Genomic DNA, 12,161 nt, shown 5'->3' with positions numbered 1-12,161 from the left:
ACTACTGACTATTGACCACTGACCACTGATAAAAAATGGATGAACTAATTCGGGCTATTGCCACAGCTGAAACACCTGACCAACTGGTGACAGCGGTGAAAAATTTGGCAGCAATTAAAGATACATCAGCAATTTCCACTTTAATTGCTGTATTTGGTTATAACAATCCAGAAGCAGCGATAGTGGCAGCAGCAGCATTAACAGAGTTGGGAGAGGTAGCAGTCCCACAATTGCTAGACCTTGATGATTATAACTATGGCGCACGGGCTTATTCAATTCGCACTCTGGCAGCGATCGCCGATCCTCGCGCTTTAGATGTTCTCATTGATACTACATTGACTGACTTTGCCCCTAGCGTCCGCCGTGCGGCCGCTAAGGGACTAGGAAATTTACAATGGCATAAACTAGACATTGTTGCCAGTCAAATAGCTATAAATCGCGCCCTAGAGACACTATTGTGCATCTGTGAAGATACAGACTGGTCAATTCGTTATGCTGCTGTTGTTGGGTTACAAGCTTTAGCGAAAGTAGCTACAGTTAGATCACCTATTTTTGCTAAATTTGCATCAATGCTGACTAACGATACTGAAAAAGCAGTTCGCGCTCGCGTTCAGTTGGCCTATAGCCAGTAAAGTAATTTACATACCATATAACAAGGTAAAAGTAAAAATGTCAATACCACTACTAGCATATCCCCCTAAATCGCAAAATCAGCGCGTAGAAGGCTACGAAGTCCCCAACGAAGATACACCAACGATGTATCGCTTAAATTATGCCACTTCAGACCAAGATATTGATAGCATCATTTGGGCAGCATATCGGCAAATTTTCAGCGAACACCTGATTTTAGACAGTTATCGGCAAAACTTCTTAGAATCACAACTGCGAAATCGGGCTATTACCCTGCGGGATTTTATCCGGGGTTTAGGCAAATCAGAAGTTTACCGCACTCAAGTAGCAGATACAAACTCTAATTATCGTTTAGTTGACATTACTTTAAAACGGTTCTTAGGCCGGGCTGCTTATAATAAAGACGAAGAAATCGCTTGGTCAATTGTCATTGCTACCAAAGGATTACATGGGTTTATAGATGCTTTATTGGATTCTGGTGAGTATTTAGACAACTTTGGTGATGACATTGTACCTTTTCAACGTCGTCGTTTTGGCGATCGCCCTTTTAATTTAGTTAATCCCCGTTACAATGCTTATTGGCGTGATACTCAAAACCTTCGCGGTATAACTGGTCGTTCCTTCTACACAGCCCGGACATCAGGACAACTGACTACAGCAGATATCAGACGGGCAATTCCGGCTAATTTCTTCGCTATGGCGGGGTCAATTATTACCAACGAACGCAACTATCAACGTAGTTTAGCCACGGCCCAATCTTTCGTCAGTAGCCTGGAAATACCCGATACTTCCCGCGAAATCGGTACACCACAACCCACTATTAAACCCGTAGCAGTTTCCTTACCTTATCGGTATATCCCCGCTAACGCCAAAAATTAGTAATTCGCAAACGGACAACGGACAACTGACCACTGACCACTAACAACTGACAACTGACAACTGACAAACATGACAATACCTTTACTAGAATACAAACCCAGTTCTCAAAACCAGCGCGTTTCTGGTTATGAAGTTCCTAACGAAGATACACCCACAATTTACCGCATCGAAGACTGTTCCTTTGGTGAAGAAGTAGAAGAATTAATTTGGGCAGCTTATCGGCAACTTTTCAGTGAACACGTTATCCTCAAATTTTACCGTCAAGTTAATTTAGAATCCCAAGTAAAAAACAAAGCAATTACCGTCCGCGATTTTATCCGGGGTTTAGCTAAATCTGAAGCTTTCCAAAGTTTGGTAATTCAGACTAATTCTAATTACAGATTAGTAGAAATTGGACTAAAACGGTTATTAGGTCGCGCACCATACAACAAAGAAGAAGAAATTGCTTGGTCAATTGTCATTGCTACTAAAGGCTGGGGTGGCTTTGTTGATACGTTGCTAGATTCTGAAGAATATCAAAGTAACTTTGGTGAAAATATTGTTCCCTATCAAAGACGACGTTATAAAGATAGACCCTTTAATTTGGTAACACCACGATACAGCGATTATTGGCGCGACCAACTCGAAGATGCTCGTTATAAATGGGGTGACATCAAAAACTTTTTGGATATGGCAAATTCCATTAAGATTAAAACAGTGACTTACACACCAGTTAGCACTGCTAATATCCAAATCCCTAACACCACAAGACAAACAACATCAACTGGTATTCCTGTTTCCGTTAGTCCTAGTGCTGGGTTTCCCGTGCGCTAAATAGTTTTTTATCTAGCTGGGTGTTCTGGGTCAAGAAAGTTCAAAAGTTTGCATTTTTTTAAGGATTTTAATTTTAGTTACTTTGCTAAGTATAACAACATTTTGAGATGCCAACTTTACCAAAAGGCAGGTTTTTTAAAATGGCAATTCCTTTACTTGAATACAAACCTACAACTCAAAACCAAAGAGTTAGTAGTTTCGGCGCAGCAGATACAAATGAAGACAGTCCTTACATCTACCGCATTGAAAATGCTAACTCTCCCGGCGAAATTCAACAACTAATTTGGGCGGCTTATCGCCAAATTTTCAACGAACAGGAAATTCTCAAATTTAACCGCCAAATTAACTTAGAAACCCAACTCAAAAATAGGTCAATTACGGTTAAAGACTTCATTCGCGGGTTGGTGAAATCAGAGCGATTTTATCAGCTAGTTGTGACACCAAATAACAACTATCGCTTGGTAGAAATGTTCCTGAAAAGGATCTTAGGTCGTTCTCCTTACAATGAGCAAGAAAAAATTGCCTGGTCAATTCAAATTGCTACTCTGGGTTGGGGAAAATTTGTGGATGTTTTAATTGATAGTAGCGAGTATGAACAAGCTTTTGGTGATTCTACCGTACCCTATCAACGCAAACGCATGACCACAGACCGACCAATCAGCTTTCTGCCCCGCTATGGTGCTGATTATCGAGACCGGGCAGGTATTGTCCAAAGAGGTCGGTATAATCAATGGCGTGGGTTTGTCTACCCAAACTCTGGGCAAAATGTTGATTGGGGGGCGCTATCTGCTGTATTACTAGTCATAACCGCAGGTATCGTCTTCTTATTTATTCTCAATTGGTTAGGAATGAGTTCTATTTACTAACCGTTTCAGGGGAAAATAAGATTAAGAAGAAATAGGGAATAATACGGGGAATTGACACCCTATTCCCTATTCCCTAATTCATTATCTTTGTTTAACTTAATCATAAAAGGAAAAAAACAATATGGCATTGCCATTACTTGAATACAAACCAAGCAGCCAAAATCACCGGGTAAGCAGTTTTGGACCTGCTGACCAAAATGAAGATACACCTTATATCTATCGCTTAGAAGATGTTAGTTCTTACACTGACATAACAAGCATTATTTGGGCCGCTTATCGTCAAGTTTTCAGTGAACATGAAATCCTCAAATTTAACCGTCAAGTTACTTTAGAATCTCAACTTAAAAACGGTTCTTTGTCAGTGCGTGACTTTATTCGGGGTTTAGCAAAATCTGAAGCTTTCTATCGTTTAGTCGTTTCTGTTAATAACAACTACCGTTTAGTAGATATCACCCTCAAACGTTTATTGGGTCGTTGTGCTTACAATAAAAAAGAAGAAATTGCTTGGTCAATTGTCATTTGTAACAAAGGTTTTGGCGGTTTTGTTGATGTTTTATTAGACAGCGCCGAATACACCGAAAATTTTGGCGAAAATACTGTACCTTACCAACGGAAGCGTTTTGTAGACCGTCCCTTTAATTTGGTAACACCCCGTTACGGTGCTGACTTCCAAGAAACAGCAGGTACAGTCAAAACCGACTGGCGCTTTACCTTGGAGAACTTCTACACCGCCAAAGCGAAAGAAAAGCGCATGGCCGAAGGAGATCCTCGCAAATTCGCAGCTATGGCGGCTTCCGTATCTGGTAAAGGTAACTACGCACAAAAGTTATCTTCCTTTGATATTGACTACCTCAATGCTGTTCCTTATCGTGGTAGACGCTAGGTAATTGTGGGGTGGGCTTCTAGCCCGCCCTAGCCAATAATACTATTTGTATTTGACATTAAGGATATTTACAAGTTACAGCACTTCCCGGTGTTATGAGGTACATATTTAGCGGGCAAGATGCCCGCACCACAAGAGTTTCATGATTCAACTTTGTACTTCATCAGATCGGAAACCGCTGTATCAATCTCCCGAATTTTACCTTTGAAAAATTATCATTTCATTACCAACAACCGGACTACGGGCGATCATTTTCTCTTGAGAATCAACAATTTTTAAATGTGTGAAATTAAGCTCTTGGGAACGTTGTAATATATCCGCAGCTAGTTTATCTTGTTGAGATTTTTCTAAACTGTACCACATATCACTAATTTTTAGAGTTAAATCGCCAGTACGGAAATTAGCACCTAGAGGTTTTATAAGTTGAGAAACAATATTTTTATCTTTATTTTTATCTTTGGTATTCTTTACAGAAACGCTAATTTCTGAAAACTGATTTTCAATTGCTACTAATAAACTTGCTTCTGGTGTTAATTCTATAACTGGAGTTGGTTTAGGTTCGGGTTCTATAACTGGAGTTGGTTTAGGTTCGGGTTCTATAACTGGAGTTGGTTTAGGTTCGGGTTCTATAACTGGAGTTGGTTTAGGTTCGGGTTCTATAACTGGAGTTGGTTTAGGTTCGGGTTCTATAACTGGAGTCGGTTTAGGTTCGGGTTCTATAACTGGAGTTGGTTTAGTAACTTCCTGAACTGGAGGAACAACCGCAACTTGAGTAGATTTAGGAATAAACAAAAATATAGTAATTCCTATTGTCACCAGAAAAATTACCGCAAAAATCCCAGTCAAAAGCGAATCTGACACATTATTAGATATACTTGATGGTAAGAATAAGCGAAATGTCCTTAAAAATCCATCCCAACGCGATAAAAAATTAATTTTCTTCCCACTAGTATCCTTGGGTATTTCTGTCTCCAATTTGACTATAGTAGTTTCTAAAACACCGATTGTTCCGCGCAAAACTTGGATAATTGCTGTCTTCCAAATTGGTTGATTTTTTTTGTATAGGGTGGTTACGGGTTCATTTCTTGATTTTGGTGCGTTTTTTCCTGACATGGAACTTTTACCCAAATTAGCGAATCAAAAACATATACAACAAGGAATAGATAATTATGAATATTAAACGCCGTCAATTTTTGTTTTTAAGTGGAATTAGTGTCATCACATCTGGATTTTTAGATGGGAAGTTATTATCAAATTCTCTCATAGAATCAGCAACAGCCGCTAACCCTACTAAAGAAAATTTGAAAAAAGATTTATTATTGCGTTTTGTCTCCGTTGCTGATACGGGAACCGGTGCAAAAGGTCAGTATGCTGTCGCAAATTCTATGAATTATTATCATCAGCAAAATCTTTACAACTTAGTAATTTTGGCTGGTGATAATATTTATAATCATGGCGAAATAGAGAAAATTAATCAAGTTTTTGAACGTCCTTATCAACCTTTACTAAAAAATGGTGTCAAGTTTCATGCTTGTTTAGGTAATCATGATATTCGCACTGATAATGGTGTTCCTCAAGTGAAATATCCTGGTTTTAATATGCAAGGACGTTATTACACATTTACTCAAAATCAAGTTCAGTTTTTTGCTTTAGATACTAATAATAATGCAGATTGGCAAAATCAATTAATTTGGTTAGAAAAGCAATTAAGTATTAGTCAAGTACCTTGGAAAATCGTATTTGGTCATCATCCCATTTATTCATCTGGTCATTATGGTAATAATATTAATTTTATTAACACTTTTACCCCTTTATTTAAAAAGTACAATGTTCAACTTTATATCAATGGCCATGAACATAACTATGAACGGACTCGCGCTATTAATGGAACTACCTATTTAATCTGTGGCGCTGGTGCCGGTAATCGTCCTGTAAGTCCTTCTCAATTAACAGAATATTGTACAAGTAATTTGAGTTTTGCTGCTTATAATGTCTACCCAGAGAGAATAGAAATCAGTGGTATTGATACTAATAATCGCGTTTTTGATCAAGGTTTAATTAAACTAAACTAAACCTTACAGCAGTTTTCATCTATTTAAACCAGACTTTGATTACCTTCTTCCTTTGCGCCTTCCTTACTTTGCGCCTTTGCGCGAAACAAAAACCGTGGTTCATTTACCTGAAATTCGCTGTAAATAGTAGGGTGTGTTAGCGACTAGTAACGCACCAGTCAGGTAAAAGGCAAGAAATAAATCTCTATTACCTATTACCTATTACCTATTACCTACTATTTAGTAATGGTTGAGGTTGATACCAGCTTCTTTAGCCATTGCTTCCAAACCTTTAGTTTCTAAGGTTTTAATAGCTTTAGTAGAGAGTTTCAATCTTACCCAACGGTTACCACCTGCCCACCAAATCCGCTTACTTTGGAGATTAACGTGCTGTAAGCGGTTTGTATGACGGTTAGAGTGAGAAACAGAACAAGCATTATTGGCTTTTTTACCAGTTAGTTCGCAACGACGGGACATAATAAATATCTCCTAGAGTTCTATTTTAAGACAACCTTCCCATTATATCCTTTGAAATCCTGATTGACAGCTTATATTCAGATTCCCGACTGCTTACGTCAAGCGGGAATCTGGTTATTTACTTACTTACTTGTTCCGTTAACTTAGTTAGTACATCATTAGAACGTTCTACAAAGGATTTCATTCCGTCTGCATTAAAACCTTTTTGAGACATCAGTGCTAAATCATAAACGTGCTGGCAAATCATTGTCACTAACTGACTCGTCGGCGATACACCATCACTATGAATAATACTACCTTGATTAAGATTAACCAAGTTTTGAATTAATGGGTGGGCAGTATTTACCAGCAAAATATGTTCTTCAGGAAATTCAGCGGTTTGCTGCTGCATCATAGCGGTCATTTCCCGCATCCGACGCAGAAATTCCGGTAATAATACCATTGCTGGTGGTGTTCCTTGGGGGTCGTCGGATTTGAGTGACTCCGTGCGGATGTTCAATTTTGGTTTGTTCAGCGCCTTCTCAAATATTTCTTTAATCACTTCTCCTTTCGTCTTGTTAGTGGTTGGATCAACAATTTCACCAGTTTTGTCCTCTAGAAGAGTATTATCTAAATCCGAGTCCACCCGTGTAAATTTAACATCTCGATATTCTTGTTCGAGGAAGTTAATAAAGTGGGTATCAATGAAGGAGTCCATAAATAGGACTTCTAAACCTTGATTTTTGTGCAGTTCAATATAAGTGAATTGACTAGCTTCATCAGTGCTATAAAATACTTTATTTTCGTGACGCTCTTTGTTTCGCTCTAAGTATTTTTTGAGAGTAGTATATGGTAAATTAATACCATTAGCTGAGGTGATATCTTGCCAAGCATCATCTTCAGCAGTTTTCACCTCAACCGCTGCTGTGGCTTCTAATTTAGCTGTGGTGCGGAAGACAATGATATCTTCTACTTGTTTTTTGAATTTATCATCATTGAGAACACCGAACTTGACGAATGTTCCTAAATCTTTCCAGATTGTTACGTATTGTTCTCTGTCATCACGGTATAATTCTTTGAGTCTATCGCCCACTTTCTTGGCTATATAATCTCCTATTCTCCTAATAGTGCGATCGCCTTGTAAAGCACTTCGAGAAACATTTAAAGGAATATCAGTGCTATCAATCACACCCCGCATCGGCATTAAAAACTGGGGAATAATTTCCTCACAATTGTCACTGACAAACACCTGATTACAGAATAATTTAATTTGTCCCTTGGTAACATCTACATCAGGACGCATTTTCGGAAAGTAGAGAATACCGTTAATTACAAAGGGATAATCTGTATTCAGATGCACCCATAATAAGGGTTCTTCCTGAAAAGGATACAAATAGCGGTAAAATTCTAAATAGTCTTCTTTCGTAAGACTACTAGGAGAATCACGCCATGCAGCCTTTTGTTTATTTAAAATTTCCCCATCCATTTTAATGGGAACCGGCATAAAATCACAATAGGTCTTGACAAGATTCTTAATTCGTGCTGGTTCTAAAAATTCCTCCTCTTCCCCTTCCAAGCTGAGAATAATTGTAGTTCCCCGTGTAGTGCGTGAAGACTCATCTAAAACAAACTTAGGAGAACCATCACAAGTCCAACGCACTGCTTGTGCGCCTTCTTTATATGAAAGAGTATCAATTTGTACTTGCTTTGCGACCATAAAAGAAGAGTAGAAACCCAAACCGAAATGACCGATAATCGGTTGGTCGGCTTTTCCCTCATACTTTTGAATAAACTCCTCAGCGCTAGAGAAAGCAACTTGGTTAATATATTTTTTTACTTCCTCTGCTGTCATTCCGATACCATTATCAGTAATGGAGAGGGTTTTGTTGTCCTTATCAATGCTAATGGAAATTTCTGGTTCACCAATTTCACCATTATATTCACCAGCACGGGACACCATATTTAACTTTTGGATAGCGTCTACCCCGTTGGAAACCAGTTCCCGCAAGAAGATTTGATGATCTGAGTAGAGAGACTTCTTGATAATCGGGAAAATATTATCGGTATGAATACTGATGTTACCTTGTTCTAGCATAGTTATCCGTCAGTTTTGGTTGCTTGCAGATATAGATTCTGAAAATCAATTTTCGGTGATTTTATTTTTTTTGGGGTAAGGAATACCTCTTAATCATGATTCGGATTACACTACCAAAGGATTATTGATGGTTTTAGATATTTATAATAAAAGTTGAGTATATTCAACCATCTTGAGGAATAATTCTATGGACCCCATAACTTTAGCTACTGCCATTACTACCATATTTCTCACGGGAGTGTTACAGAAACAAGGTGAAAATTTTAGTGATATTTTAATGCAAAAGGTGGGAAAAGCACTTGATTTTATTCGTAAACATTCCCCAGACACAGCAGCAGCATTAGCAGCAGGTAATCCAGAAGTATTATCTCTCAATTCAGAAGTTTTAGCACAAATTCCCTCAAATCCGATTTTTGCGGAATTAGTTGCTACTGCTGATGTTGAGAAGAATACCACATTTCAGGAAAAGTATCAAGCAGCGAAAGCAGGAGGCACAATTAATATTATTGGTAAACAGATTAATATTTCACAAGATGGTTCAAACAATACTCAAAATAACAACTTTGGTAACTTCTGAACTTATATGGATAAATATCTGATTGTTTTAGAAAAAACTAAAACAGGATTTTCTGCATACTCCCCTGATATTTGGGGTTGTATTACTACGGGGGAGACATTGGAAACAACGTTAGAGAATATGCGTTCAGCTTTAGTTTTTGATATTCAAAATAGTGAAAGAAATTCAACACCCGTCTGGAACTGAAGTTCCAGGCCAATAGCTAAAGTTTACTAAAGTAAACTAACTCAAGTTGCTAGTTATCTAATTGGGGCTGGTGATTATTCTCGTTCCCATACTCTGTATGGGAATGAATTCTAGAAGTCTCTGACTTCAATAATAGCGGAAGCAGAGCCTCAATGATAACATTTCTTATTCCCATACTTTGTATTCTCGTTCCCATACTCTGTATGGGAATGAATTTTAGAAGTCTCTGACTTCAATAATAGCAGAGGCAGAGCCTCAATGATAGCATTCCCAGTCTGAGACTGAGAACGAGATAAACTCCTACATTTATTTACTTCAAATTATCTTATGAACTTTAACAACTTTAACAAACAAATAAATATCCAACAAGACGGAGAAGGTAATGTTATAAATAACCTCTTTTCTAGTACAACACAATATTTAAAAGGAAACCCTTTCAAACCACCTCAACCCCGTGAAGGTGGACTGTTTGGACGGGAAAAAGAATTAAAAAAACTCCATGAATTATTGCAAAGTGGTAAAAACGTTTGTGTTGTTTCTGGAATGGGAGGAATTGGGAAAACTGGACTGGTGCGAAAATATGCAAATCTACCAAAATGTATATCATTATTTCCTGGTGGAGTCTATTATATTGATGTCAGAGATAGGGAAAATATGGCTGGGGAAATTATCGCTTTGACTAAATGGAGATTTAAAGCAGATTTACCAGCAAATTTATCTACTCAACAAATGGTAACGGCTTGTTGGCAACAATGGAAATATCAAACAGAAAATGTATTATTGATTTTTGATGATGTATCTAGTTTAAATAAAGATATCGAATCCTATTTACCACCAAAAGATTTAGTTTCTCTGCGAGTATTGATGACTTCGCGGGAAACACCAAATAAACGCATTGCGGAAAAGTTAGAATTAAAAGTATTGTCAAAAACAGCAGCAGTAGATTTATTAGCTGCAATTATTGGACAAAAAAGAATTGATAAAGAACCAGCAGAGGCTAAAAAACTTTGTCGTGAGTTGGGATATTTGCCTTTAGCTTTAGAATTGGTAGGATATTATTTAGATGATGAAGATTATCAGGATTTATCACTGTTAGCAATGCGTGGTAAATTGCAAGAGAAAATTAAACATTCTACACTGTCACCAGAACAAGTACCGGCAGGAATGGAAGCAAAAAGAGGTTTACAAGCTGCATTTGATTTAAGTTGGGAGGAATTAAAATCAGAAGCACAATATCTCGCTTGTGTTTTAGCTGCTTTTGCACCTTCTCCTATTCGTTGGGATTTGGTTGTTGAAATTTATCAACAGTTGCAAGGTGAATCATTTAATCATGATAATTTAAAAGACCGTTGGTTAAAATCTTTAAGAAAACTGCATTTGGTGATAACTGTTGACAAAGATATTTATAATTTACATCTGTTAATTCACGATTATTTTTATGAACAGTTAAAACAACATTTGAACTTTAGCCAAATTAAACAAGCATTTTGTGATGTTTTTGTTGTAGTTGCTAGTAATATTGATCAATCAACTAATCTAGAAACTTTCAATTTGATTGAACCACATCTTAAAAAGATGATTGCTTGGTGTGAAAATAAAGAAGATATAGAATATGCTCTTAGTTTAGATGGTTTAGCACAATTGTATTATTCTCAAGGACGATACAATGATGCTGAACCTCTTTATTTACAATCTTTAGATATCTGTAAACGCCAACTAGGTGATGATCATCCTCATGTTGCACTAAGTCTTAATAATTTAGCAGTATTGTATGAATCTCAAGGACGATACAATGATGTTGAACCTCTTTATTTACAATCTTTAGATATCTTAAAACGCCAACTGGGTAATGATCATCCTGATGTTGCACAAAGTCTTAATAATTTAGCAAGATTGTATTCTTCTCAAGGAAAATATTTAGAAGCTGAAAATCTAGCTCAACAAGCTTTAGTAATATATCAACAAAAATTAGGGAATGAACACCCTGATACGCAAAATGCAGCACTTACGGTAAAGTCATTATACATAATGAAACTTTTGCAATGTAACAAAGATACATTGTTTGCTATTCTTCAAGCACTTGTAAAACAAGCAAACTTTCCAGAACTAAATACAGAAACAATGTTAGCATTGCTAGAGCAAATAGAAAATAATCCTGATTTATTGTCATCTATTCGGGAATCTTTGCATCAGCAAACAGAAGCATCAGATGACGATACATAAAGAAATGATTGTTGTACAATATGAAAGTTGTCTGAATCAGGATATCCAGGATTATAGGATGTACAGGATTATAAGTGTCAAAATACTTGATAAATTACTAAAATCCTGAATAAGCTCATGCTTGATTTAAATCAATATAGACAAAATAACCCTTTGCTCCTTTGGGTCTTTGCGCGAAAAAAAATCATCAACCAAGAAACCAAAACAATAAAACATTAACAGCCAACACCTTAAAAACATCGCCAAAAAAAGGTAATAAAACCATTGACATCTAATTTAAAATATGTTATGCTAAAGTTGATAAGGAAGAACTACCTCAGAAACAGACAAAATAACTCTCCGCGCCTCTGCGTCTCTGCGAGAGCAAAAAATCATCAATTAATAAACCAAAACAATAAAACATTAACAGCCAACACCTTAAAAACATCGCCGAAAAAAGGTAATAAAACCATTGACATCTAATTTTAGACATGATATCCTGAACTTGACAAGGAAGAACTAT

The 12,161-nt window shown here is 37.0% G+C and carries 12 protein-coding genes; 9 read left to right on the top strand and 3 right to left on the bottom strand.

Features of this window, described 5'->3' with window-relative positions; translation table 11 throughout:
* Positions 1 to 35 precede the first annotated feature (35 nt).
* The 5 genes from ACIR310F_RS0115335 (at position 36) to ACIR310F_RS0115315 (ending at position 4,071) form a co-directional block, all read left to right on the top strand.
* The gene (locus ACIR310F_RS0115335; protein ID WP_028084583.1) at positions 36 to 632 is read left to right on the top strand and encodes a HEAT repeat domain-containing protein; all 597 of its coding nucleotides are present in this window, start codon (positions 36 to 38) and stop codon (positions 630 to 632) included.
* A gap of 37 nt (positions 633 to 669) precedes the next feature.
* Positions 670 to 1,509 carry a phycobilisome rod-core linker polypeptide gene (locus tag ACIR310F_RS0115330; RefSeq protein ID WP_028084582.1) on the top strand — a complete coding sequence of 280 codons (840 nt, stop codon included), beginning with the start codon at positions 670 to 672 and terminating at the stop codon, positions 1,507 to 1,509.
* 69 nt (positions 1,510 to 1,578) lie between these two features.
* Positions 1,579 to 2,322, top strand: coding sequence for a phycobilisome rod-core linker polypeptide (locus ACIR310F_RS0115325; RefSeq protein WP_028084581.1), 744 nt, complete (start codon positions 1,579 to 1,581; stop codon positions 2,320 to 2,322).
* A gap of 140 nt (positions 2,323 to 2,462) precedes the next feature.
* Positions 2,463 to 3,188, top strand: a complete 726-nt coding sequence (locus ACIR310F_RS0115320) for a phycobilisome rod-core linker polypeptide (protein WP_028084580.1) — start codon at positions 2,463 to 2,465, stop codon at positions 3,186 to 3,188.
* Positions 3,189 to 3,309: 121 nt separating this feature from the next.
* The gene (locus tag ACIR310F_RS0115315) at positions 3,310 to 4,071 is read left to right on the top strand and encodes a phycobilisome rod-core linker polypeptide (RefSeq protein WP_028084579.1); all 762 of its coding nucleotides are present in this window, start codon (positions 3,310 to 3,312) and stop codon (positions 4,069 to 4,071) included.
* A 198-nt stretch (positions 4,072 to 4,269) separates the two neighbouring features.
* On the opposite strand, the gene ACIR310F_RS0115310 is transcribed toward ACIR310F_RS0115315, so the two are convergent.
* A complete protein-coding gene (locus tag ACIR310F_RS0115310; protein ID WP_028084578.1) occupies positions 4,270 to 5,184 on the bottom strand; it encodes a hypothetical protein in 915 nt (304 codons plus the stop codon).
* Between the two features lie 56 nt (positions 5,185 to 5,240).
* On the opposite strand from ACIR310F_RS0115310, the gene ACIR310F_RS0115305 reads away from it, so the two are divergent.
* Positions 5,241 to 6,143 carry a metallophosphoesterase family protein gene (locus ACIR310F_RS0115305; protein ID WP_028084577.1) on the top strand — a complete coding sequence of 301 codons (903 nt, stop codon included), beginning with the start codon at positions 5,241 to 5,243 and terminating at the stop codon, positions 6,141 to 6,143.
* 219 nt (positions 6,144 to 6,362) lie between these two features.
* Here ACIR310F_RS0115305 and rpmB read toward each other — a convergent pair whose 3' ends face one another.
* A complete protein-coding gene (gene rpmB / locus ACIR310F_RS0115300) occupies positions 6,363 to 6,599 on the bottom strand; it encodes a 50S ribosomal protein L28 (RefSeq protein WP_028084576.1) in 237 nt (78 codons plus the stop codon).
* A 118-nt stretch (positions 6,600 to 6,717) separates the two neighbouring features.
* Positions 6,718 to 8,673, bottom strand: coding sequence for a molecular chaperone HtpG (htpG, locus tag ACIR310F_RS0115295; RefSeq protein ID WP_028084575.1), 1,956 nt, complete (start codon positions 8,671 to 8,673; stop codon positions 6,718 to 6,720).
* Positions 8,674 to 8,860: 187 nt separating this feature from the next.
* Between htpG and ACIR310F_RS0115290 the strand changes: the two genes are divergently transcribed.
* From ACIR310F_RS0115290 to ACIR310F_RS0115280, 3 genes are all read left to right on the top strand, one after another.
* Positions 8,861 to 9,250 carry a hypothetical protein gene (locus ACIR310F_RS0115290; RefSeq protein ID WP_028084574.1) on the top strand — a complete coding sequence of 130 codons (390 nt, stop codon included), beginning with the start codon at positions 8,861 to 8,863 and terminating at the stop codon, positions 9,248 to 9,250.
* A 6-nt stretch (positions 9,251 to 9,256) separates the two neighbouring features.
* Entirely contained in the window at positions 9,257 to 9,436 is a 180-nt protein-coding gene (locus tag ACIR310F_RS22725) for a type II toxin-antitoxin system HicB family antitoxin (protein WP_035368136.1), read from the top strand.
* Positions 9,437 to 9,763: 327 nt separating this feature from the next.
* The gene (locus ACIR310F_RS0115280) at positions 9,764 to 11,659 is read left to right on the top strand and encodes a tetratricopeptide repeat protein (RefSeq protein ID WP_028084573.1); all 1,896 of its coding nucleotides are present in this window, start codon (positions 9,764 to 9,766) and stop codon (positions 11,657 to 11,659) included.
* Positions 11,660 to 12,161 lie beyond the last annotated feature (502 nt).

Source organism: Dolichospermum circinale AWQC310F (assembly GCF_000426925.1).
GTDB classification, from domain to species: Bacteria; Cyanobacteriota; Cyanobacteriia; order Cyanobacteriales; family Nostocaceae; genus Dolichospermum; species Dolichospermum circinale.
Note: the sequence above shows the minus strand (reverse complement) of the source record. Positions and strands in the feature narration are given on the sequence as shown.

Bases quoted from the DNA above. Each gene is read 5' to 3' on its own strand.
- ACIR310F_RS0115335 (WP_028084583.1), top strand. From the start codon at position 36: ATGGATGAACTAATTCGGGCTATTGCCACAGCTGAAACACCTGACCAA.
- ACIR310F_RS0115330 (WP_028084582.1), top strand. From the start codon at position 670: ATGTCAATACCACTACTAGCATATCCCCCTAAATCGCAAAATCAGCGC.
- ACIR310F_RS0115325 (WP_028084581.1), top strand. From the start codon at position 1,579: ATGACAATACCTTTACTAGAATACAAACCCAGTTCTCAAAACCAGCGC.
- ACIR310F_RS0115320 (WP_028084580.1), top strand. From the start codon at position 2,463: ATGGCAATTCCTTTACTTGAATACAAACCTACAACTCAAAACCAAAGA.
- ACIR310F_RS0115315 (WP_028084579.1), top strand. From the start codon at position 3,310: ATGGCATTGCCATTACTTGAATACAAACCAAGCAGCCAAAATCACCGG.
- ACIR310F_RS0115310 (WP_028084578.1), bottom strand. From the start codon at position 5,184: ATGTCAGGAAAAAACGCACCAAAATCAAGAAATGAACCCGTAACCACC.
- ACIR310F_RS0115305 (WP_028084577.1), top strand. From the start codon at position 5,241: ATGAATATTAAACGCCGTCAATTTTTGTTTTTAAGTGGAATTAGTGTC.
- rpmB (WP_028084576.1), bottom strand. From the start codon at position 6,599: ATGTCCCGTCGTTGCGAACTAACTGGTAAAAAAGCCAATAATGCTTGT.
- htpG (WP_028084575.1), bottom strand. From the start codon at position 8,673: ATGCTAGAACAAGGTAACATCAGTATTCATACCGATAATATTTTCCCG.
- ACIR310F_RS0115290 (WP_028084574.1), top strand. From the start codon at position 8,861: ATGGACCCCATAACTTTAGCTACTGCCATTACTACCATATTTCTCACG.
- ACIR310F_RS22725 (WP_035368136.1), top strand. From the start codon at position 9,257: ATGGATAAATATCTGATTGTTTTAGAAAAAACTAAAACAGGATTTTCT.
- ACIR310F_RS0115280 (WP_028084573.1), top strand. From the start codon at position 9,764: ATGAACTTTAACAACTTTAACAAACAAATAAATATCCAACAAGACGGA.